The organism is Kitasatospora azatica KCTC 9699 (assembly GCF_000744785.1).
GTDB lineage: Bacteria > Actinomycetota > Actinomycetes > Streptomycetales > Streptomycetaceae > Kitasatospora > Kitasatospora azatica.
Genome location: NZ_JQMO01000003.1, coordinates 2972649 through 2995204 on the forward strand (window position 1 = coordinate 2972649; position 22556 = coordinate 2995204).

Annotated in this window: 16 protein-coding genes, 4 tRNA genes and 1 pseudogene; 13 read left to right on the forward strand and 8 right to left on the reverse strand. The window is 73.3% G+C overall.

The genetic code is table 11. The features are described from left to right. Positions 1 to 7 precede the first annotated feature (7 nt). The 3 genes from BR98_RS23900 to BR98_RS23910 all read left to right on the forward strand — a co-directional run bounded on the left by BR98_RS23900 (position 8) and on the right by BR98_RS23910 (position 2168). Positions 8 to 95, forward strand: a tRNA-Ser gene (locus BR98_RS23900). An 85-nt stretch (positions 96 to 180) separates the two neighbouring features. Next, a complete protein-coding gene (locus BR98_RS23905) occupies positions 181 to 1545 on the forward strand; it encodes an FAD-binding oxidoreductase (RefSeq protein ID WP_035847421.1) in 1365 nt (454 codons plus the stop codon). A 293-nt stretch (positions 1546 to 1838) separates the two neighbouring features. Further along, positions 1839 to 2168, forward strand: a complete 330-nt coding sequence (locus BR98_RS23910) for a hypothetical protein (protein WP_035847423.1) — start codon at positions 1839 to 1841, stop codon at positions 2166 to 2168. A 172-nt stretch (positions 2169 to 2340) separates the two neighbouring features. Here BR98_RS23910 and BR98_RS23915 read toward each other — a convergent pair whose 3' ends face one another. Further along, entirely contained in the window at positions 2341 to 3285 is a 945-nt protein-coding gene (locus BR98_RS23915; protein WP_083976909.1) for an EamA family transporter, read from the reverse strand. 159 nt (positions 3286 to 3444) lie between these two features. Here BR98_RS23915 and BR98_RS23920 point away from each other — a divergent pair, with 159 nt between their 5' ends. Together BR98_RS23920 and BR98_RS23930 are read left to right on the forward strand one after the other, a co-directional pair. Then, positions 3445 to 4398 carry a DUF1906 domain-containing protein gene (locus BR98_RS23920; protein WP_035847425.1) on the forward strand — a complete coding sequence of 318 codons (954 nt, stop codon included), beginning with the start codon at positions 3445 to 3447 and terminating at the stop codon, positions 4396 to 4398. Positions 4399 to 4703: 305 nt separating this feature from the next. After that, positions 4704 to 6380 (forward strand): long-chain fatty acid--CoA ligase, encoded by a 1677-nt coding sequence (locus BR98_RS23930; protein ID WP_035847428.1) that lies wholly within the window; start codon positions 4704 to 4706, stop codon positions 6378 to 6380. Between the two features lie 27 nt (positions 6381 to 6407). On the opposite strand, the gene BR98_RS23935 is transcribed toward BR98_RS23930, so the two are convergent. Then, entirely contained in the window at positions 6408 to 9680 is a 3273-nt protein-coding gene (locus tag BR98_RS23935) for a hybrid sensor histidine kinase/response regulator (RefSeq protein WP_035847429.1), read from the reverse strand. Positions 9681 to 9880: 200 nt separating this feature from the next. Between BR98_RS23935 and BR98_RS23940 the strand changes: the two genes are divergently transcribed. The 3 genes from BR98_RS23940 (at position 9881) to BR98_RS23950 (ending at position 10317) form a co-directional block, all read left to right on the forward strand. Continuing rightward, positions 9881 to 9974: transfer RNA gene (locus BR98_RS23940), tRNA-Ser, on the forward strand. Positions 9975 to 10128: 154 nt separating this feature from the next. Next, a tRNA-Arg gene (locus BR98_RS23945) sits at positions 10129 to 10204 on the forward strand. A 37-nt stretch (positions 10205 to 10241) separates the two neighbouring features. Beyond that, a tRNA-Arg gene (locus tag BR98_RS23950) sits at positions 10242 to 10317 on the forward strand. A gap of 67 nt (positions 10318 to 10384) precedes the next feature. Here the strand turns inward: BR98_RS23950 and BR98_RS23955 are convergent. Beyond that, complete coding sequence (locus BR98_RS23955; protein ID WP_035847432.1) at positions 10385 to 11623, reverse strand: MFS transporter; 1239 nt, start codon at positions 11621 to 11623, stop codon at positions 10385 to 10387. A gap of 94 nt (positions 11624 to 11717) precedes the next feature. On the opposite strand from BR98_RS23955, the gene BR98_RS23960 reads away from it, so the two are divergent. The 5 genes from BR98_RS23960 (at position 11718) to BR98_RS23980 (ending at position 17922) form a co-directional block, all read left to right on the forward strand. Next, on the forward strand, positions 11718 to 12311 hold the full coding sequence (locus BR98_RS23960) for an ArsR/SmtB family transcription factor (RefSeq protein ID WP_035847434.1): 594 nt from the start codon (positions 11718 to 11720) through the stop codon (positions 12309 to 12311). Positions 12312 to 12616: 305 nt separating this feature from the next. Beyond that, on the forward strand, positions 12617 to 15235 hold the full coding sequence (locus BR98_RS39600; protein ID WP_157537912.1) for an Ig-like domain-containing protein: 2619 nt from the start codon (positions 12617 to 12619) through the stop codon (positions 15233 to 15235). 204 nt (positions 15236 to 15439) lie between these two features. After that, a complete protein-coding gene (locus BR98_RS23970; protein WP_051970136.1) occupies positions 15440 to 16555 on the forward strand; it encodes an SPFH domain-containing protein in 1116 nt (371 codons plus the stop codon). Next, entirely contained in the window at positions 16552 to 17604 is a 1053-nt protein-coding gene (locus tag BR98_RS36620) for a C40 family peptidase (protein ID WP_051970137.1), read from the forward strand. Before BR98_RS23970 ends, BR98_RS36620 begins: the two co-directional genes overlap by 4 nt. 120 nt (positions 17605 to 17724) lie before the next feature. Further along, complete coding sequence (locus BR98_RS23980; protein ID WP_035847438.1) at positions 17725 to 17922, forward strand: hypothetical protein; 198 nt, start codon at positions 17725 to 17727, stop codon at positions 17920 to 17922. Between the two features lie 48 nt (positions 17923 to 17970). Here BR98_RS23980 and BR98_RS23985 read toward each other — a convergent pair whose 3' ends face one another. From BR98_RS23985 to BR98_RS24005, 5 genes and pseudogenes are all read right to left on the reverse strand, one after another. Then, positions 17971 to 18963: an endo alpha-1,4 polygalactosaminidase gene (locus BR98_RS23985; RefSeq protein ID WP_232247505.1), complete on the reverse strand. Its 993-nt coding sequence runs from the start codon at positions 18961 to 18963 to the stop codon at positions 17971 to 17973. Next, positions 18960 to 19748 carry a spherulation-specific family 4 protein gene (locus BR98_RS23990; protein ID WP_063774835.1) on the reverse strand — a complete coding sequence of 263 codons (789 nt, stop codon included), beginning with the start codon at positions 19746 to 19748 and terminating at the stop codon, positions 18960 to 18962. The genes BR98_RS23985 and BR98_RS23990 overlap by 4 nt, the downstream gene beginning before the upstream one ends. Next, positions 19745 to 20641 (reverse strand): NAD-dependent epimerase/dehydratase family protein, encoded by an 897-nt coding sequence (locus tag BR98_RS23995; protein ID WP_035847439.1) that lies wholly within the window; start codon positions 20639 to 20641, stop codon positions 19745 to 19747. Before BR98_RS23995 ends, BR98_RS23990 begins: the two co-directional genes overlap by 4 nt. Before the next feature lie 116 nt (positions 20642 to 20757). Beyond that, positions 20758 to 21462, reverse strand: a pseudogene (locus BR98_RS24000) (nucleotidyltransferase family protein); the annotation flags it as partial. Between the two features lie 78 nt (positions 21463 to 21540). Then, the gene (locus BR98_RS24005; protein ID WP_035847440.1) at positions 21541 to 22533 is read right to left on the reverse strand and encodes an SDR family NAD(P)-dependent oxidoreductase; all 993 of its coding nucleotides are present in this window, start codon (positions 22531 to 22533) and stop codon (positions 21541 to 21543) included. Positions 22534 to 22556: the final 23 nt, after the last annotated feature.

Consider the following 22556-nt stretch of genomic DNA (forward strand, 5'->3'; position numbering starts at 1 on the left):
TCCGCCTGGAGAGCTGCCCGAGCGGCCTAAGGGAACAGTCTTGAAAACTGTCGTGCGGTGACCCCGTACCGTGGGTTCGAATCCCACGCTCTCCGCCGCCACCGGCCCCTGACCCGTATCAACGGTCAGGGGCCGGCTGCTTTTGCGGGCGTAGGCTCCGCTGGGGAACGGAGGGTGCTCATGAGTGAGTTGACGGAGCGGTTGGTGGCGGGGCTGCCGGCGGGGGCGGTGGTGGTGGACCCGGATGTGACGGGTGCCTACCGGTATGACATGGCGGGGTTCTGCGAGGCGGGGGAGCCGGCCTGCGTGGTGTTCGCGCAGACGGTGGAGCAGGTGCAGTTCGTGATGCGGACGGCGAGTGAGTTGCGGGTGCCGGTGGTGCCGCAGGGGGCGCGGACCGGGCTGTCGGGTGGGGCGAACGCGGTGGCGGGGTGCGTCCTGCTGTCGCTGGTGAAGATGGACCGGATCCTGGAGCTGGACCCGGTCAACCGGATCGCCGTGGTGGAGCCGGGGGTGGTCAACGCGGTGCTGTCGCGGGCGGCCGAGAAGCACGGGCTGGCCTATCCGCCGGATCCGTCGAGCTGGGAGTCCTGCACCATCGGCGGGAACATCGGTACCGGCGCGGGCGGGCTGTGTTGCGTCAAGTACGGGGTGACCAGTGAGTACGTGCTGGGCCTGGACGTGGTGCTGGCGGACGGGCGGCTGCTGCGGACCGGGCGGCGCACCGCCAAGGGTGTGGCGGGGTACGACCTGACCCGGCTCTTCGTCGGCTCCGAGGGGACGCTCGGTGTGGTGGTCGGCGCGGTGCTCGCGCTGCGGCCCGCGCCGGCCCCGCAGCTGGCGCTGGCAGCCGAGTTCGCCAGTACCGATGCGGCCTGTGCGGCGGTCAACGACATCATCGGGGCCGGCTTCACGCCCTCGCTGATGGAGCTGATGGACACCGTGATGATCCGCGCGGTCAACCGGCTGGCCCGGATGGGCCTGCCGGAGTCGACCCGGGCGCTGCTCATGGTGGCCTTCGACGGGCCGCAGCAGCGTGCCGAGTTGGAGGCCGTCGGGCAGTTGTGCCGGTCCGCGGGGGCCACCGAGGTGGTGCCGGCCGAGGACCAGGCCGAGTCCGAGCTGCTGCTGCAGGCGCGTCGGTTGGCGTTGACCGCGATGGACACCCTGGGCACCACGATGGTGGACGACGTCGCGGTGCCGCGTTCGCGGATGGCCGAGATGCTGAACGGGGTGGCCGGGATCGGTGAGCGCTACGGGCTGACCATCGGCGTCTGCTGCCACGCGGGGGACGGCAACACGCACCCGATCGTCGCCTTCGACGCCGCCGACCCGGAGCAGGTGGCGCGGGCCAGGGAGTCCTTCGAGGAGATCATGGCGCTCGGTCTGGAACTGGGCGGCACGATCACCGGCGAGCACGGGGTCGGGCTGTTGAAGCGGGAATGGTTGGCGCGCGAGTTGGGTCCGGTCGGACTCGACCTGCAAAGGCAGATGAAAGGATTGTTCGACCCGCTCGGAATCCTCAATCCGGGCAAGCTGTTCTAGCCATTCCTGGGGTGGCGCAGGTGGGGTGGCGTGACTTCTCGCGGCCTGTTGCAGCGCCCGTGCGGCGGCAGTGAGGGCCCGGGTTGGCCGAACTCCGACCTGTGGATATCGGCATGTCACGGGGGCGGGTTTAGCGCTCGGACATCACGCGTTCGAGGTAATTGGGCAGTGGGGTCTGGCGGTTTGTCGGTCGGATGCGGAGTCTTGATTTCGGCGTCGCAGCCCGCAGGGGTTCGTCTGGCCGCGAACTCCCGCACCAGTTCTTCGACTTCGAGATTCCTGGAGGATTTTCCATGGCGCGCAACCGCACCGCCCGGATCGTCGCCGCGCTCGCGGCAGCACCGCTCGCCGCAGGTCTGCTGCTGGCAGGTGCCGGTGCCGCGTTCGCGGAGAACGGGGCCGGCGCCGGGGACGGCTCCAACGCTGCCGTCGTCTCCAACATCGGCAGCGGGAACATCTTCGGCACCGTGGACGGCAACTCCAACTGGACCCAGCAGGTGGCCACCGGCAGCGGTGCCTCGAACCAGAACAACACCCTCGCCTCGAAGGACAACTCAGGCTTCATCTACGCGGACCAGTCCAACAAGAACGTCGACATCCTCTTCGCGCCCATCATCAAGTAGCTCCCGCTCCGTCCGGGGAGCGCGGGCGTGCTCCTGATCGGACGTCAGCGGGCGGAGGGACCGGCGGCGGAAAGGGTCACCGCACTCCGGGTCCGTGGGCGGTGCCGGTTTCGGCACCGCCCACCGGCGTTCCCAGAAGTCCTTCCGGAAGACGCTGTCGCCCGGACACCGATCAGTGCTGACGGCCGGTCAGGGTGGCGCCGGCGCTCGCCCCCACCACGCAGGCGATGCCCAGCAGCTGTGGCCAGTCGAGGAGTTGACCGAGCACCAGCAGGCCGACCAGCGCGCTGACAGCCGGCTCCAGGCTGAGCAGGATGCTGAATACCCGCTCCGGCAGGCGGCGCAGCGCCGTCATCTCCAGGACGTAGGGGAGCACCGGGAGCAGCAGCGCCACCCCGGCGGTGGCCAGCACCAGGCGGACGGGGTGCGCGGCGACCGCCAGCCCGTGCCAGGCCTCGCCCAGCCCGAAGGGGGCCAGCACCACGCCGCTGACGGTGATCGACACGGCCAGCCCCTCGAAGCCCTCGAAGACCGCGCCCACCTTGTGGGTGGCCAGGATGTAGCCCGCGTAGCAGGCGGCCGCGGCCGCGCCGAAGAGCAGGCCGAGCGGGTCGAGGCCGTGTCCGGACCCGCCGTCGCCCACCAGGGTGAGCAGCGCGACGCCACCGGCCGCGAGCAGCGCCCAGGCCAGGTGGCTGGGCCGGCGCGACAGCAGCAGCGCGACCGAGAGCGGTCCGAGGAACTCGATGGTCGCCGAGGTGCCGAGCGGCAGCCGAGCGGTGGTCAGGGCGAAGAACAGCGTCATCCCCGCCGAGGCCGCCCCGAGCAGACCGGCCGCCGCCAGATCGCGTCGGCTGCGACCGCGCAGCGTCGGACGGGTGGTCAGCAGCAGGATCACGGCCGCGCAGCACAGCCGCAGGAACGAGGTGCCCAGCACGCCCAGCGCGTGGAACAGGTGGGTGGCCAGCGCCAGACCGGTCTGCACGGTCACCATCGCCAGTACGCAGATCACCGGCGCCGGGGCGCGGCCGAGCGGGCCGCCGCGGGCGGTGGCGCCGCCGGTGCTGCTCGCGGGTGCGGTGGCGATCGGCGGCTCGCAGCGGTCGGTGCTGGACATGGCGCGAGTCTGGCGTCAGGACCGTAGGGCTGGCAAGGCACTGTCCAGGACTTGTGAATGACACTGTCCAGGACTGGTGAATGCGCCGGACGGGTGGGCCGCGCTCACCTGCGTGGCGTGTCTCTGCGACGGTCCGTCAGTTCGAGTCAGGCTCGGAGGATGGTCCGCTACCTGCGTTCGACGGCGCTCTCGACTGCCGCTCTCGTGCTGTTGCTGGCCACCGACGGGACGGGTGGGGCGACGGCGGCACTGGGCGCGGCCCCCGTCGCGGCGGTCCTGTCCGCCGCGGCCCCCGCGCCCAAGACTCCCGCACCCGCGCCGAAGACCGCCGCCCCCAAGACCCCCGCACCGCTCCCGCCCACCGTGCTCCCCGACCCGGGCCGCGCCAAGCTCGTCGCCTCGCAGACCGTCTTCACCGGTAGCGGCTTCGACGCCTGCAGCGCCCCGTCGCTGGACGCGATGCGGGCCTGGCGCGGGGCCTCGCCCTACGGCGCGGTCGGCGTCTACACCAGCGGCCGCCAGCGGGCCTGCCCGCAGAACCGGCTGACCAAGGACTGGGTGCGCCAGGTCCGCGCGCTCGGCTGGCGGTTGCTGCCCACCCACGTCGGGCGGCAGGCGCCGTGCATGGCCGGCGCGGGCAAGCCGCAGCGGATCGACCCGGAGAAGGCCGTCCAGCAGGGACGCGACGAGGCGGGCGAGGCGGTCCGGGGCGTGAAGGCGCTCGGGCTCGGCCCGGGGACGCCCGTCTACCTGGACCTGGAGGCCTACCCGCCCGGCGACGCCGGCTGCGCCAAGGCGGTGGTGGACTTCACCCTGGGCTGGACCCAGGCCCTGCACAACGCGGGCTACTTCGCCGGGTTCTACTCCAGCCTGGACTCCGGCGTCGCCGACCTGGCGGCCGCCGCCCGGGCCGGCGCGGCCCCGCTGCCCGACGCCGTCTGGTACGCCCGCTGGGACGGCCGGACCAGCACCGACGGGGGCGGCACCATCGACCCCGACCAGTGGAGCGGCCACCGTCGCGTCCACCAGCACCGCGGCGACGTCACCGAGAAGTACGCCGGCGTCGAGCTCACCATCGACCGCGACCAGCTCGACACCCTGGTGGCCCGCTAGAGCCTCGCTACGAGCGGCCCCGGCCCTCCGGGAACAGCGGACGGCGACCGCTCCTGGGGTCGAGCTCGGTCATGGTTCCCTCCGCCGGCTGGAGTACCGCCCGGAGCAGCACCGGCTCCCGGAGGCGGAACGGGCCCAGCTGTCCGCGCTCGGCCCGCGCCGCCCGGTCTGAGCCGCTCGTCTCATTCCGCTCGTGCCTGCTGACAGCGCGCCCCGGCAACGCCAGAATCGGCACGGACCATCGGCTACCGGCAGGTAGCCACCGGCCCGCGTAGGCAGGCAAGCCCGGTCAAGGAGGACCTCGCGTGTTCAGCACCATGCAGGACGTACCGCTCACCGTCGCCCGGATCCTGGAGCACGGGTCGACCTTCCACGGGCAGGCCACCGTCACCACCTGGACCGAGTCCGGCCCCGAGGTGCGCAGCTTCGCCGAGATCGGCGCCCGGGCCGCGCAGCTGGCCCACGCCCTGCGCGACGACCTGGGCCTGACCGGCGACCGGGTGCTGGCGACCCTGATGTGGAACAACGCCGACCACCTGGAGGCGTACCTCGCCGTCCCGGCCATGGGCTCGGTGCTGCACACGCTCAACCTGCGGCTGCCCGCCGCGCAGCTCGCCTACATCGTCAACCACGCGGCCGACCACGCGATCGTGGTCAGCGGCAGCGTGCTGCCGCTGCTGGCCGGCGTGCTGGACCAGCTCTCGCCGACCCTGCAGCACATCGTGGTCAGCGGCCCCGGCGACCGCTCGCTGCTGAGCGGCTTCGCCGGCACCGTGCACGACTACGAGGAGCTGATCGCCGGCCGTCCCACCACCTTCCCGTGGCAGGACGAGATCGACGAGCGCCGCCCCGCGATGATCTGCTACACCTCCGGCACCACCGGCGACCCCAAGGGCGTGGTCTACAGCCACCGTTCGGTCTACCTGCACTGCCTGCAGGTCAACTCGGCGGCCACCTTCGGCCTGACCCCGCAGGACGTCACGCTGCCGGTGGTCCCGATGTTCCACGTCGGCGCCTGGGGCATCCCGCACGCCGCCTTCATGTCCGGCGCGAGCCTGCTGATGCCCGACCGCTTCCTGCAGCCGCAGCCGCTGGCCACCATGATCGAGCAGGTCCGACCCACCGTCAGCGCCGCCGTGCCGACCATCTGGAACGGCCTGCTGGACGAGCTGGACCGCCCGACGGGCCGCGACACCCCGTACGACGTCTCCTCGCTGCGCCAGGTGGTGATCGGTGGCTCGGCCTGCCCGCCGGCCCTGATGCGCGCCTTCCAGGAGCGGCACGGCATCCGGGTGGTGCACGCCTGGGGGATGACCGAGACCTCGCCGCTGGGCACCTTCGGCCTGCCGCCCGCCGGGCTGAGCGAGGAGCGGGAGTGGGAGTACCGGGCCATGCAGGGCGTCTTCCCGGCCTCGGTCCAGGCCCGGCTGACCGGCCCGAACGGCGAGCGGATGCCGCACGACGGGGTGTCCGCCGGTGAGCTGGAGGTGCGCGGCCCGTGGATCGCCGGCGCCTACTACGGCGGCGCGGACGGCGAACCCGAGCGCCCCGAGGACAAGTTCACCGAGGACGGCTGGCTGCGCACCGGCGACGTCGGCACCATCACCCCCGACGGCTTCCTCACCCTCACCGACCGGGCCAAGGACGTGATCAAGTCCGGCGGCGAGTGGATCTCCTCGGTGGAGTTGGAGAACCACCTGATGGCCCACCCCGAGGTGGCCGAGGCCGCCGTGGTCGCCGTACCGGACGAGAAGTGGGGCGAACGGCCGCTGGCCACCGTGGTGCTGCGCCCGGGGGCCGCCGTCGACCTGCGCGGCCTGCGCGCCTTCCTGGCCGAGCGGGTCGCCTCCTGGCAGCTGCCCGAGCGCTGGTCGCTGGTGCCGGCCGTTCCCAAGACCAGCGTGGGCAAGTTCGACAAGAAGGTGATCCGCGCCGACTACGCCGCCGAGCGGCTGGACGTGACGGTGCTCGGCAAGGAGTGAGCCGGCCTCGGGCGAGGCCGCCCGCCCTCAGCGGTGGGCGACCTCGCCCAGCGAGCCGATCCGGCCCAGCAGGTCCACGATCCGCTCCTGGACGTCCGCGCTGGTCGAGCGCTCGGCCAGGAAGAGCACCGTCTCGCCGGTGCGCAGGCGCGGCAGTTCGGCCGGGTCCAGGTCCACCGAGGTGTAGACGACCAGCGGGGTGCGGTGCAGCCGGTCGTTGGTGCGCAGCCAGTCCAGCAGGCCCATCCGGCGCCGCTTGATCTGCAGCAGGTCCATCACCACCAGGTTGGGCTGCACGCTGGACGCCTTGGAGACCGCGTCGTTCTCCGACTCGGCGTGCTCCACGTGCATCCCGCGCCGCTCCAGGCTGCTGGTCAGCGCGGCCGCGATGTCCGGGTCGCCCTCCACCAGCAGCACCCGGGCCGCGTGGTTCTCGCTGTCCTTGGGGGCCAGCGCGCGCAGCAGCACCGCCGGGTCCGCGCCGTAGGCGGCGTCCCGGGTGGCCTGCCCGAGGCCGGCCGTGACCAGCACCGGCACCCGGCTGTTCAGCGCCGCCGTGCGCAGCGACTGCAGCGCGGTGCGGGTGATCGGCCCGGTCAGCGGGTCGACGAAGAGCGCCGCCGGGTAAGCGGCGACCTGTGCGTCCACCTCCTCGCGGGAGCGCACTATCACCGGCCGGTAGCCGCGGTCCTGCAGCGCCTGCTTGGTCGACGGGTCCGGCTCCGGCCAGACCAGCAGTCGGCGCGGCCGGCCGTCGGCGGCGGGGCTGACCATCGTCGGATAGTCCGGGTACTCCGGCACCCGCGGCGTGCTGGCCCCGGTGGCCTCGTCCTCGCCGGTGAGCCGGGGCAGCGCGCTGTCGCCCACCGAGGCCCGAGCCGACGGATCGTCAGCCGAGACCGAAGGGGCGGACGGCAGCTCGGCGACCGGGCGCGGCGGCGTGCGCTGCTCCACCTGTACGGGCTGCGCCGGCGCCGGGACCGGGAAGGCGGCCGGGAACGCGCTCGCGAAGCCGGAGGGCCGGTGCGGCGTCAGCTCGCCGAGCCCGGTGCCGACCGGCACCTGCTGCGGTACGGGCAGGGCCGCCGGCGGTCCGCTGAGCATCGGCGGGACCGGGGTGGCGGTGGGGGCAACGGCGGTGCTCGGCGCTTCGGCCAGGGCGAGCGCGCTGGACGGGCCGGACTCGGCCGGCTGGGCCGGACGGGCCGGTTCCAGCGCCATCGGGCCGTTGCCGGTGGTGGTGCCGGTGGTGGTGCCGTTGCCGGAGCTGGTGGCGGCACTGGTGCTCGCCTGCTGCTCGCCGCCGGGCAGGCCGAGCCGTCTGCGCCGGCCGGTGGGCTGCTGCTGCTCCGCGACCGGCGCGGCTGCGGGCGCGACCGGGACGGCCGGCAGCGCGTGCTCCAGCCCCGGGTACACCGGCATCCCGGTGTCGGGCACCCCGGGCAGCGCCAGGGCCGGGGGTTCGTTCGAACTCTGTGCCGGCAGCGCCCGCCGCCGCCGGGACGGCTTCTCGCTCTCCTCGCCCGTACCGGTCCGGGCAGTGCTGCCCGAACCCAGCGCGATCGGGTCGCGCGGCTCCGCCGGGGCCGGCTCGGCCGCCACCGGCGCGGGGCCGCCGGGGCCGAGTGCGATCGGCGTCCGGGGTTCGGCGGCCGGTTCGGCGGGCTCCTCCGACGGGTCGTCAGCAGCTTCGGCCGGACCGCCCGCCAGCCCCGGCAGGTCCGGCAGCACGGCCGTGTCGGTCTCCCGCGGCACCCGCCGCCCGTCACCCGCCGCCGCCCGGGCGGCCGCGGCCTGCGCCGCGTCGTCGTCCAGCGGCAGTTCCACCACATAGGTGGTGCCCGCGTGGTTGGGCAGGTCGTGCGGCTGCAGCACGCCGCCGTGCCGCTCCACCAGGGCGCGGGCCATCGGCAGGTGCACCCGGCTGCCGCCGCGGCCGGGACCGCGGACCTCGATCCGGGCCACGTCACCGCGCTGCGCCGCGGCCAGCACCACCATCGGGGGCTCGCCGGTGTCGGTGGTCACCGAGCCGGTCAGCGCAGTCCCGCTGACATCGGCCACCAGGTAGGCCAGCGCCTGGGCCAGCCGCTCCTGGTCGGCGGTCACCTCGACCGCGGCCGCGTGCACCGAGAAGCGCAGCCGGCCGTGGCCGACCAGCTGCCCGGCGTACTCGACGGCCCGGGCCACCAGCTTGTCCAGTGAGGTCTGCGCGCGGTTGAGCCCGCCGTCGGCCTCCTCCGCCTGCTGGTGGGCGAGCACGCCGTCGATCAGCAGGCCGAACCGGCGGCAGTCGTCGGCCAGCGCGCGCAGCATCCAGTTCGCCTCCGGCCAGAGCTGTCCGGCGGGGTCGGCGGCGAGGGTGGCGATCCGCTGCTGCAGGGCTTCCAGGGCGCCGCTGACCTCGGTCTCCAGCACCGCGCCGAGGTGCTCGACCTTGGCGGTCAGGGCGAGTTCGCGAGTCCGGTCGGTGAACGTCATCACCGCGCCGACCAGCTGCTCGCCGTCGCGCACCGGAGCCGTCGTCAGGTCGACGGTGACCGGGCGGCCGTCCTTGCGCCACAGGGTGGCGCCGCGCACCCGGTGCTTGCGGCCGGAGGTGAGGGTGTCCAGCAGCGCGGACTCGTCGGCGGCCAGCGGGGTGCCGTCGGCCCGGGAGTGCTGGACCAGCGGGTGCAGTTCGCGGCCGCCGAGCTCGCTGGCCCGGAAGTCGAGGATGTGGGCGGCGGCCGGGTTGACCAGCACGACCCGGCCCTCGAGGTCCACGCCGAGCACGCCCTCGGCGGCCGCGCGCAGGATCATCTCGGTCTGCTTGTGCTGGCGGCGCAGTTCGGCCTCGACGCCGAGCCGGCTGGACAGGTCGCGGACCAGGAGCAGCAGCAGGTCGTTGGCGGAGCTGGCGCGCGGACCGCCCTCGCGGTACGGGTCGTACGGGACGAGCGGGGAGAGCGCGTAGCCGCGGCCCTCGCTGGCGGTCTCGTCGGCGAAGTCGTTGCCGGAGACCTCCACCGGGAAGGTGCTGCCGTCGGTGCGCCGGGCGGTCATCCGGACCGGCTTGTCGGCCTCGTCCTGGTCGCGCGGGGCGGGGCGCATCGAGCCGGGGATCCGGCTGGGGTCGAAGTCGGGGAGCAGGTCCAGCACGCCCATCCCGACCAGTGAGGTGCCGGGGGTCTGCATGGCGCGGACGGCGGCGTGGTTGGCGTCCACCACGGTGCCGTTGCTGTTGACCAGCAGCAGCGCGTCGGGCAGTGCGTCGAGTATCGCGGCGAGGCGAGCAGCGCCTCGGATCGGCCTGCTGCTCACGTCGACAGGTCTCCTCACGACTTACGACTGCGGTTCGCGGGTGCGGACCGGGCTGCCTCCGGGGGTTGGAGTATCCCATTGTTTTTGCCGAGAGGACGACCCGCCTAGTAACGTAACCAGTGGTTGGTGCCGGAGCCCCGAGCTGTGGCATCATCGCATCCACGCGGAGAGCGCCGGAGTCCGGCGCGGTCCGCAGGGATGGAGGCTTCGCCTAGTCCGGTCTATGGCGCCGCACTGCTAATGCGGTTTGGGTCTTAAAGCCCATCGAGGGTTCAAATCCCTCAGCCTCCGCCAAGAGGGCCCCGCCGACTTCGGTCGGCGGGGCCCTTTGCGTTCGAGGTCCGCCCAGAGCCGCCCGGACCCGCCGGAACTTATCGATTTCACCCCAGGTCGGCGGTCATGTAATGTTGTCCCCGCACCGCCCCGCTGGCCCCGGCCGACAGGGCGAGCGCTCATAGCTCAACGGATAGAGCACTTGACTACGGATCAAGAGGTTGCAGGTTCGAATCCTGCTGAGCGCACCACCACCCCGCTCAACGCGTCCCCCCGGGGCCGCACCGAGCGCTCATAGCTCAACGGATAGAGCACTTGACTACGGATCAAGAGGTTGCAGGTTCGAATCCTGCTGAGCGCACCACCCGAAGGCCCCTCGACTCGTCGAGGGGCCTTCGTCGTTCCTGACCCCCCTTCAGTGGCTCGGCTGGTCAGTGGCCCGGCGCGGGCCAGGCGGCCGAGCGCAGCGCCCGGCTGCAGGTGGACGGCAGCAGGCCGAGCGCGAGCAGTCCGGCGAGCAGTGCCAGCGCGGTGCCCGGGGCCAGCCGGTCGAGCAGCAGGCCGGCGCCGAAGGTCCCGGCGGGGACGCCCAGCATCAGGGCGGTCATGGTGACGGCGATCACCCGGCCGCGCAGGGCGTCCGGCACCTGCTGGAAGATCAGCACGTCGATCATCACCCGGAGCGCGGGCATCGCCAGGTTCATCGCGGCGAGGGCGAGGAAGACGGTGACCTGTCCGCCCGGCAGCAGCGGCGCCAGGGTCAGCGGGACGCAGAGCCAGGCGGCGGCGAGCAGCAGTCGGCCGGGGCCGGCCAGCCGCTGCAGCCGGCCGACCAGGAAGGCACCGGCGATCGCGCCCACCGCCTCGCCGGCCAGGGTGAGGCCGATCGCGGTGCTGGACCCGCCGCGGTCGCGGAGCAGCACGATCACCGCGAGGGTCATCGCCGAGCCGACCAGGTTGAGCGGGATCGCGGCGCCGAGGGTGGCGCGCAGCAGCGGGCTGGCGAGCAGCAGCCGCAGTCCGGTCCACGGGCCGGGCGGGTGCGGAACCTCCGACCGGTCGGACTCCGGGGCTGCGGGCCTGCCGTCGTAGCGCACCGCGCAGGTGGCGAGGAAGGAGAACAGCGAGCCGAGCGCGGTGCCGAGGACCGGGACGGCCCGGCCGACGGCGAAGAGCAGTCCCGCCAGCGGTGGGCCGAGCAGGGCGGCCGTGCTGCCGCGCAGCTCCTCCCGGGCGAGCGCCTGGGGCAGTTGGGCGGCCGGCACCACGGCCCGCACCGCGAGCATCCGCACCGGTCCGCCGTACGCCGTGGCGCCGCCCACCACCGCGGCCGCCAGCAGGGCGTGCGCCACGGTGAAGTGATGCACCGCCAGGGCGACCACCACGCTGGCTGTGGCCAGGAACCGGACCGCGTCCGCGGCCAGCAGGACGGTCCGGCGGTCGTACCGGTCGGCCACCGCTCCCGCGTGCACGCCGCACAGCACGGAAGCGGCGAACTGCACCGCGCCGAAGGCGCCGGCGACGGCGGGCGAGCCGGTCATCGCGAGCAGCAGCAGGGGGTAGGCCGTGTCGGCGAGGCGGGCGCCGAGGACGGAGGCGGCGGCGCCGGTCCACAGGACCTGGAAGCGGCGGTTCTGGTGCAGCGGAACCGGGATCGCGGTATCCAGCATGGCATTCCCCCTTGTGGCAACGTTCACTAATGCGTGAATGATTACCGATGGGTGAGCATCACCACAAGCCCTGAACGCGTGCCAGACTGACCGCATGCAGGAGAGGTCCGAAGAACGCCTGGTGGACGACGTCGCGACGCTCAAGGCGCTGGCCGATCCGGTGCGGCTGGCGATCCTCGACGCGCTGGTGCGGCACGACCCGCAACCGCTCACCGCCAAGGAGCTGGCCGTCGAACTGGACGAGCCGCAGACCAAGCTCTACCGCCACCTCAAGCAGCTGGAGAAGGCCGAGCTGATCGGGGTGGCCGGCACCAGGCTGGTCTCCGGCATCGTGGAGAGCCGCTACCAGGTGCGGCAGAAGGAGCTGCGCCTGGCCAGCGCGATCTTCGCGGCGGGCTCGCCGGAGCGGCCGGAGGCGCTGGGGGCGATGCTCGCGGCGCTGGACTCGTTCCGCCACACCTTCGAGCGGGACTTCCTGGCCGACCGGATCGACTTCGCCTCCCCGCCGAGCGGGGCCCCCGGGGTCTTCGCGCACAGCGTCTTCCGGGTCAGCCCGGAGCGGGCCGCCCGGCTGCGGGCCCGGCTGCGCGAGGTGCTGGCCGAGGCGGCGCAGGCGGAGGAGGGGGAGGAGAGCGGGGAGACCGTGGACGTGAAGCTCTTCACCCTGATGTACACCGAGCGGTCCTAGCGCTCTTCCCGCAGAGCCTGCCGCCGTCTGTCCGCCGTCCGTCCGCCCGTCCGCCGTCCGTCCGCCCGTCCGCCGTCCGTCCGCCCGTCCGCCGTCCGTCCGCCCGTCCGCCGTCCGTCCGCCCGTCCGTCCGCCCGTCCGCCGTCCGTCCGCCCGTCCGCCGTCCGTCCGCCCGTCCGCCGCCCGTCCGCCGCCCGTCCGGGGGCCGTCCGGGTGGTTCGTGGGGATGTCACGCGGGTGGCGGTGTTGACGGGGCGTTAGATCGTGATTCCTTTTTGTCACATCTTGTGCTCAGGAGGAGTCTCATGACCGCGACCCGGCAGAGCAGAGGTCGTCGCCCCAGGCGGACGGTCGTGGTCACGGTGGCGCTCGCTGCCGGGCTGACCCTCGGCTGGGTGCCGACCGTCTCGCAGGCGCAGCAGTCACCGGACAGTTGGACCGCCGAGCAGCGCGCCGTGCTGCGCTCCGGCCTGACCGTCGACCTCGACTTCACTCCCGTGCCCGGCGTCGGCGCCCAGGCCGAGGCGGGCCGGCTCGGCGAGGCCGGCTTCGCCGACGGCGTCCGCGCCGGGGCGCCCGCCGAGACCTTCACGGTGGCCCAGGACCGCCCGCAGGTGGACGGCGCCTGGCGAACCCTCGGCACGCTGCAGCTCACCTTCTCCCGCCCGGTGCGCAATCCCCGACTGCACGTCAGCGGACTGGCCGGAGTGGCCACCGGCAGCAGCGGCAGCACCGCCTCCGCCCTGCGGCTGAGCGTTACCGGCGGCAGCCCGGCCGGCCCCGCCCTCACCGCCCGGTCCCCCTGGAAGGGGTGGACGGTGGCCGGCGGCGCGCTCGGCCCGGCCGGCCCGGACGGCGCGGCCGACGGGACCGTGGAGCCGGCCGGCAGCCTGGAACTCGACGGCACCTTCGACACCGCGACCTTCCGGGTGGAACGGCGCGACACCGCCGCGCCCGGCAGCGTCACCGCGCCCCCGAAACTGCGTCAGGCCTTCACCGTCACCCTGGACGAGGCACTGGGCAGCGCGCCCTCCGGATACGGCAACGCCTCGCACCTGATCTCCGACCTCTTCCTCGGCAACGACGCCGTCAGCGCCGTGCCGGCCAACGGGCTCGCGCACCGGGGCGCCGGCTCCGGGCCGCAGCCCGCACCGCCGGAGATCCAGCCGGGCCGCACCGAGCACACCGCGAACGACCCGACGCTCAGCTTCCCCCGGGACGCCGCGATCGGCCGGTACTACGACCTGACCGTCCCGGTCAGCCCCGGCCAGGCCGGAGCAACCCTCGCCGGATGGATCGACTTCGACCGCGACGGCCACTTCGACGCCACCGAGCGCGCCCAGGTCGACATCACGCCGGGCGCCGGCAGCGCGACGCTGGAGTGGATCGTGCCGCCGAACGTCGCCGCCGGGGACACCTGGGCCCGGCTGCGGATCGCCCGCGACCCGGCGCAGGTGGTCGCGGCCGACGGCTTCGCGGACGCGGGCGAGGTCGAGGACCAGTCGATCAACCTCGCGGTGGGCGCGGCCAAACCGGAGATCACCAGCCCCGTCGCGGGCTCGGCGGTCGGCGACACCAGGCCCGAGTTCCACGGCGACAGCGGCGTGGCCGGGGCCACCGTCCAGGTCCAGGAGGGGACGGTGACGCTCTGTCAGGCCAGGGTGGACGGGAGCGGCAACTGGAACTGCCGCCCGGCCACCGGACTGTCCCAGGGCGAGCACACGGTGCTGCCCTCCGAGACCACCAGCGGCGGCGTGGTGCTGCGCGGGGACCCGGTCCGGATCACCGTCAGCACGACGCCGCCCACGCCCCCGCTCCTCACCCTGCCCGAGTACACCAACGACCCCGGGCTGCTGCTGACCGGGACGGGAGCGGAGGCGAGCACCGTGGCCGTGACGGAGACCGTCGCGGGTTCGGTGAACGAACTCTGCCGTACGGCGGTACGGGCCGACCGGGCCTGGTCCTGCCTGCCGGTGGAGGAGCTGGCCGAGGGCACCCATGTGCTCACCGCGGTGGCGGTCGATCCGGCGGGCAACCGTGCCGCCGGAAAACCCACCACGCTGATCGTGGACACCCTGCCGCCGACCAAGCCGGTGCTGACCGCGCCGGGGCCGGGCGAGGAGGTGCACGTGGTGCGGCCGCGCCTGACCGGCCGCGGTGAGCCCGGTGCGATCGTCACGGTGATCGCCGGCGGGGACGGCGCGCTCTGCGCGGCGGTCGCGGCGGTGGACGGGAGCTGGGCGTGCAACGCGGTCCGGGACCTGGGGGAGGGCGAGCAGCTGCTGACCCCGACGGCGACGGACCGCGCGGGTAACGCGGCGACGGGGGACGCGGTGCGGGTGCGGGTGGTGCTGCCTGGGGCGGCGGCTTCCCCGAGCGGGAGCGCGAGCGCGGTGGCTTCCCCGAGCCTCAGCCCGAGCGCCGGCCCGAGTGCGAGCCCGAGCCCGAGCGCGAGTGCGAGTGCGAGTGCGAGCTCCAGCCCGAGCGCGAGCCCCAGCGTGGGCGCGAGCCCGAGTGCGCTCGTGGCCCCGAGCACGAGCCCGAGTGCCCCCGCGAGCCCAGCGAGTCCTGCGCCCGGTAGCGCGAGCCCGCTCCCCGATTCCGCCCCCGCGTCCCTCCTCCCGCTCCCCGGCGACTACCCGCTCCCCGTCCACGTTCCCGCCGTGCGGGCGCTGTTCATGAGCTCCGTCCCCGGCCACGCCCCCCAGAAGTCGATCCCGCCGACTTCTCACACCCCTGACACCTCGTTGACCCCCGCCCTCGCCCAGCCCCTCGCGCCGCCCCCCACCGAGGTCTCGCTGGTGCGGCACGCCTCGCTCGGGGGATGGCGGGCCGCCACCTGTGGGGCGTTCCTGATCCTGACCGGCATGACGCTGATCACCAGGAGGGTCCTCGCCCGGGGCTCCGGCACCCGGCGGCGCTGACCGCCACCCCGGGTGGCGGTATGCCCGAGGACACCTGGCGGGCTGTCAGTGACCTGCGCAAACGGCACCGACGGTCCGTCAGGAAGAGCCGACACACCGACAGCTAAATGTCGCATTTAAAGACTTATGTACCTAGCCTGACTCTGGCACCGCCCGTCAGACCCGGGCCGACAGTTGCGTGACACATCGACCCCGAGGATCCCCATGGACGTCCCCCGCGACCCCTCCCTTCGTACGCTCGCCGGGGCCACCCCACTCCCCAAGACGGCGCTGCCCGCCACCGTCGGTCCACAGCTTGTGGATACCCGCGCCGAGCTCGCCAGCCGCCGCCCGCCGAAGGCCGACCCGGACCTGCGGGAGTGTCCGGCCTTCGCCCTGCCCGGCTGGGTCGCGCTGCTGGCGCTGCTGCTCGCGACGGCCTCGATCACCCTGGTGCTCGCCCAGACCGGGGTGATCCCGCACTTCGCCGACACCCTGCCGGACCTGCGCACCGAGGCCGTCCGCGAGGCCGGCGGGCCGGTGGTCACCGACGGGGCGCTGGCCGCCGTGAGCGGTGCCGGGCTGGTCCTGCTGGTCGCGCTCGCCGGGCTGCTCGCCAACGCGGCCGGCCAGACCCGGGTGGTCAGCCGCTGGGGGCGCTACCGGGGCACCGTCCGCCGGGCCGGGCTGGTCTGGGTGAACCCGCTGCTGCGGCGTCGGCGGGTGGACGTCCGGCTGCGGCACTGGCGCAGCGAACCGGTGCAGGTCACCGACCGCACGGGGACGCCGATCCTGGTCCGGCTGCTGGTGGTCTGGCGGATCAAGGACACCGCCCGCGCGGTCTTCGGGGTCCGCGATCACGAGGCCTACCTGCGCGAGCAGATCCACGCCGTGCTCAACCGGACCGCCAGCACCCTGCCCTGCGACAGCGACGCGGGGCCCGGACCGGCGCTGCGCGACGGACAGTGGTTCGCCGACGAGCTCACCCGCTCGCTGGCCGCCGAGGCCGCGCCGGCCGGTCTGGAGGTGTACTCGGTGCAGCCGCTGGCCCTGGAGTACGCGCCGGAGGTGGCCGAGTCGATGCGCCGGCGCCGACTGGCCGACCTGGACGCGGGGCTGCGCACGGTGCTGGTGGACGACGCGGTGGAGGCCGCCGCGCTCGCCGTGCGGCGGCTGGAGCGAGCCACCGCCCATGAGCTGGACAGGGCGGCTCGCAGTGCGCTGATGGAGCAGCTGCTGGTGGCCTTCGTCGCACCGGCGGGGGTGACGAGCACCGTACCGGCGCCCGCCGCCCGGCCGGTCACCAAGAACGGGGTCCGCAAGGAAGGAAATCGAGCATGAGGATAGCCACCGACCCCGCCCTGATCGGCTTCGACGAGCGGATCGGCGAGCTGGCGGCGCCGCAGGAGTGTGGCTGCCCGCACTGCGCCCGCCGGGCGAGCCTGCGCACGGGCGAACCGTCGGGGCGCGCGGGCCGAATATCCGCGATGGGCATCACGGTCCGCAGCACCTGTCTGGCCACCACCGTCCTCGCGGGCGCCGGTGTGATCGGGCTCGGCCTCGGCGCCGGGACGGCCAACGCGGAACCCGCGCCCAGCCACGCGGGGTGGGACGGCACCCGCTACTGGTTCAAGAACGAGAGCGGCGCCTGGCGCTGGACCGTCCACTACGACACCTACCTGAACCGCACCGGCGGCGGCTCCGCCAAGGCCACCGCTACCGACGACGGCATGAGGCAGGGGTGGGACGGTTCCCGCTACTGGTTCAAGAACGAGGCCGGCGAGTGGCGGTACACCGCCTACTACGACACGTATCTGAGCCGGACCGGCGGCGGCTCCACCAGTGCCACCGCGACCGACAGTGCCACCGCCACCGACGACGGCATGAGGCAGGGGTGGGACGGCTCGCGCTACTGGTTCAAGAACGAGGCGGGCGAGTGGCGGTACACCGTCCACTACGACACCTATCTGAGCCGGACCTCGGGTGCGAGCAGCACGGCGACCCAGCAGTCGAGCACCAGCAGCACGAGCAGCACCGAGCCCGCCATCGCCTACGCGCTCGCCCAGCTCGGCAAGCCGTACGTCTGGGGCGGCGACGGTCCGTACGGCTACGACTGCTCGGGCCTGGTCCAGCAGGCCTATCTGCGGGCCGGGATCGAGCTGCCGCGGGTCGCCGACGACCAGTACGCGGCGACCACCCCGATCGGTTCCGGTCAGCTGCGCCGCGGCGATCTGATCTTCTGGTCGGACAGCAGTCGGGCCTCGGGCATCCACCACGTGGCGATCTACCTGGGTGACAGCCAGTACATCGAGGCGCCGCGCCCGGGCAAGAACGTCCGGATCTCCACCCTCAACAGCGGCTACTACCCGACCCACCTGGGCCGGCCGTAGCCGTCGGCGCGGCCCGGAGTCTGTCCACAGCCTGTGGACAGACTCCGGGCCGCCTCGCGTCACTCGGGTGAGGGGTCCGGGCTGTGCCGGGGCAGGGTCGATTGGCTAGAGTCCCATGCCATGGCTGAGAACAACTATGAAGACCCTGCCGGCAGCACTCAGATGTTCCGGGCCTTTGTGGAGACTCCGGCGGCCCAGGCCCCGAGCAACGTCTCCGTGCACCGCAGCAGTGGCGGCGGCCGCACCGGTCTGATCGCGGTGGGTGCGATCGTCGCGGTGCTGGTGGTCGTCGCGGTGGTCTGGCTCGCCGTCAAGTAAGCACCCGCCGTCAAGTAAGCACCCGCCGTCAAACAGGCAAACGCCTGATCAGCAGGGCTGGCGCCAGGCGTCCAGCTCCAGGTGCTTGGCCATCGAGCTGAGCTTGAGTCTGCGCGACTGGTCGCAGAACTGGCTGGTCGGCACGTTGTACTCGACGTTCAGCACGGCCTTGCCCTGCTGGATGAACGGCGTGAGCTTGTCGCACTCCGAGTACTCGGCGCACTGCTCGTTGACCGCGAAGTCGAAGTCGCCCACCAGGGCCGGGATCTGGTCGAGGTCGTTCTTGAGGGCGACACCCAGGCCCCGGTCGTGGGCGAGTGCTGCCACCATCTTGTCGAAGGCGAGCTGCTGGTCCGCGGTGAGCGGGAAGCCGGAGTTGTTGGCGTAGGCGTCCAGCAGGTCGGGCTCGATCGCGTCGAAGCCCTTCTCCTTGCACATGTCGAAACGCTTGCCCAGCAGCGGGCGCAGCACGTCCAGTTGGCGGATGTCGAACCACTTCTCGCCCTTCCACCCGTTGCCGGAGCCGCGCACCGCGTTGGGGAAGGCGCCGGCGTCCGGGCGGAAGTCCTCCCAGGAACCGGCGTTGACGTAGCAGATCACCTTGCGGCCCTTGGCGTGCAGCGAGGCGACCACGGCGGCGCTGTTCTCGAAGCCGTCGATGTCGTAGACCGGGGCGTCCACGGACTGGTCGACCGAGCCACCGAGTTGCCACTGCCAGGTGGTGCCGGGCGCGGGGTGCCAGATCGCCTTGCCGGGGGAGGCCGACCCGGACGGCGAGCCCGAGGCCGAGCCCGAGGCCGAGGCCGAGCCGGACGGTGACGGGCTGGGCGAGCCGGACGACCCGCTGGGCGAAGGGGTGCCGGTCGGAGCCGTGCTCGAGGCGGACGGCGAGTCCGAGCTGCCGGCCGAGGCCGACGGCACCGGCTGCGGCGCCGCCGTCTCGTCCCCGTCGTCGCCACCGCCGTCGCTGCCGCAGGCGGTGGCGAGCAGCGCGGTGGTCAGGGTCAGGGCCGCCAGCAGGATGGGCGTACGACGGGTCACAGCGAGCACTCCGGATCAGTCGGGTTCGGTGGTGATGGAGTGGCGGGAGTTCCCGTGGCGGCGGGTGGAACAGCGGGTGCGAGCCCGTACGGCAGCGTATCCCAGGGGTTCTCCCCGCCCCCGGGCACCAGGCAGCCGGCGCCGGCCCGGCGGGAGGCGAGCAGGGTGCCCGCCGCCTCGGCCCGGCCGGCGGGGACTTCGTAGACCAGGTGGCAGAACCGCTCGGCCGGGTGGTGTCCGGTCCACAGCGGCAGCACCAGGTCCTCGTACCGGCTCAGGCTGCCCTCGAAGGTGACCAGCAGGTCGCTCAACTCGGGCTCGGCGTACTCCGGCTCGGGGTGGTTGCCGTGGCCGAGGACCACTGTGTGGCAGCCGGCCGCACGGGCCGCGACGGCGAGCCGGCGGTAGTGCGGGACGGCCGCCGGGTGGCTGGCGGCCTGGTCGAAGTACACGCCGGTGGTGCCGTACCACTGACGGTGGGTCAGCAGGTCGGCCACCACCTCGGCGTGCGGTCGGGTGCCGTAGTCGGTGTCCACGTAGCCGAGCAGCTCGATGCCGGCCGCGGTGAGCTCCTTCGCGGCCTGCACGAACGCCGGGTCGGGCGCCGGGCCCGGGCCGTTGGCGACATTGAGCACCACGGCCCGCACGGCGCCCGGCCCGGCGGCCGCCACCGCCTGCCAGGCCGCCGGGTCCACCGCGGGGTGGACGTACAGCGGCACCAGCAGGCGGCCGGCGGTCGGGGCGGTGCCGGTCGTGGCGGCGCCGGTCATCGCAGTGCCGATCATCTCCGGCCGGCGTCCCGGGTGACGGACGACCAGAGGTCGCGCAGGCTGTCGGCCAGCTCGAATCCCGGCCGCCAGTCGAGCGCGGCCGTGGCCGCCGAGATGTCGGCCTGCTGCCAGGAGACCGCGGCCGACCGCTCGGAGCCGCTGCCGGTCTCGGCCAGCCGCCCGGTGTAGCCGGCGGCCGCCACCAGGCCCTCCGCCACCGCCCGGACGGGCTGGGCCCGGCCGCCGGCGATGTTGAGGATCCTGGGCAGCGGGGCGGGTGCCAGCACGGCGGCCACCACCGCGGCCGCGACATCGCGGGCGTCCACGAAGTCGCGGTGCGCGGACAGGTCGCCGAGGGTCACCGCCTCGCCCGGCCCGGCCGCCAGTTCGGCGGCGAGCCGACCGGGCAGCGAGGCCGCGGGCGCGCCCGGGCCGACCGGGTTGAAGACCCGCAGCACCACCGCGTCCACTGCCGACTCGGCCACCGCCAGGGTGCCGGCCAGTTTGGTGACGCCGTAGATCCCGGCCGGCCGGGCCTGGTCGAGCTCGGTCAGCGAGCTGCCGGGCTCGGCCGGTCCGTACTCGCCGGCCGAGCCGAGGTGCACCAACCGCGCTGTCGGGCAGGCGAGTTGGATGGCCTCGGCGAGCACGGCCGGACCTCGGGCGTTGACCTCCGTCTGATGCAGCGCGGAACCGGACACGGCCCCCGCGCAGTTGACCACCGCGGCCGGCGCAAGGGACGCCAGGTCGGCTGCGAGTTCCTTGACCTGACAGGTCGTCAGATCGAGGTGGAGGTCGTGGTCGGGCCGCCGGCCGGCGGTGCGCAACTCGGCCGCGGGCAGGGCCCGCAGCGCGAGTGCGACATGCCGGCCGAGGAACCCGTCCGCGCCGAGCAGCAGGATCCTCACGCGGCCCGCCCGTCGGCGGCGACCGCCTCGGCGAGCTTCACCGGTTCGGCCGGAGCCGGCTCGGCCACCGGTCCCACCATGGAGACCGGCTGGCCCGGCGCCACCGGGGCACTCTCCCGCAGCAGCAGCGAACGCCGCTCGGCGAACTCGGCGTTGGCCCGGTCGTAGTCGTCGGGGCGGCCGATGTCCAGCCAGTAGCCGTTGAACTCGTAGGCGGCCGGCGGGGTCTGGGCCTCGAGCAGGTCGAGCACCAGCTCGTCGAAGCCCAGCGGCAGTCCGGGCTGGTACTTGGCCAGCGCGTGCCGCGAGACGCCGTAGACGCCCATCGAGACCCGGTAGTCGTAGCTGGGCTTCTCGCGGAACTCGGTGATGCTGCCGCTCTCGGTGGTCAGCACGCCGAAGTCGATCTTCACCTCACGCGCGTAGGTGGCGATGGTCAGCGGCGCCCCGGAGTCCTCGTGGTGCCGCAGCACCCCGGCGAAGTCCAGGTCGGTGAGGATGTCGCCGTTCATCACCAGGAAGTTGTCGGGCAGCCGGTCGAGCATGGTGAGCAGCGGGCCCATGGTGCCCAGCGGCGTGTCCTCGACGGCGTAGCCGACCCGCAGCCCCCACTGCGAACCGTTGCCGACGTAGGCGCGGATGATGTGGCCGAGGTGGCCGATGGCGAGCGTGACGGTCTTGAAGCCCGCGGCGGCGAGCTGCCGCATCACGATCTCCAGGATGGCGTGCTGGTCGCCGATCGGAACCAGCGGCTTGGGCAGCGCGGTGGTGTAGGGCCGGAGCCGGACACCCTTGCCGCCGGCCAGGATCACTGCGTGCATAGTGGTCTCCCCCACGAAGTCGACTGGGACGTGCTCAGAACTGGACGTTGTTCAGGGTCGGAACGTGCTCAGACTGGGTCACACGTTGTACAGGTCGGTCTTGTAGCGGGCCAGGTTGGCCGGGTCGCGGAAGAACGCGATGGTCTTCTCCAGACCGGCCTCCAGCGAGTGTGCGGGCGCCCAGTCGGTGGCGGCGCGCAGCCGGCTCGCGTCGGCGACCAGGCGCATCACCTCGGAGTTGGCCGGACGCAGCCGCTGGGTGTCCTCGCGGACCGTCAGGTCGACGTCCATCAGCTTGCCGACCAGGGTGACCAGGTCGCCGACGGAGATCTCGCCACCGGTACCGGCGTTGAAGGTGCGCCCGACCACGGTCTCGGCGGGCGCGGTGCCGACCGCGTGGAAGGCGGCGGCGGTGTCCTTGACGAACATGAAGTCCCGGGTGGGCCGCAGGTCGCCGAGGGTGATCTCCCGGGTCCCGGCCGCGATCTGGGCGATCACGGTGGGGATCACGGCCCGCATCGACTGGCGCGGGCCGAAGGTGTTGAACGGCCGCAGGGTCACCACGGGGGTGTCGAAGCTGGCGTGGTAGCTGTCCGCCAGCCGGTCCCCGCCCGCCTTCGAGGCCGCGTACGGCGACTGGGTGTTGATCGGGTGGTCCTCGGTGATCGGGACCGTCTGCGCCGTGCCGTAGGTCTCGCTGGTGGAGGTGTGCACCAGACGCGGGACGTCCAGGTGGCGCACCGCCTCCAGCACGTTGAGGGTGCCGGTGACGTTGGTGTCGATGTAGGAGTGCGGGGCCTGGTAGGAGTACGGGATCGCGATCAGCGCGGCCAGGTGGTAGACCGCCTCGACCCCCTTGACCAGGCCGTTCACCGATCCCGGGTCGCGCACGTCGCCTAGCACGATGTCCACGGAGTCGAGGGTGTCGGCCTCCAGCGTCTCCAACCACCCGAAGGAGGAGAAGGAGTTGTACTGGACCATGGCCCGCACCCGGTGCCCGTGGGCGACCAGGTGTTCGACCAGGTGGGAGCCGATGAATCCTTCGGCCCCGGTGACTGCGACGGTGGTCATGTCGGTGAACTGCCTTCTCTGTG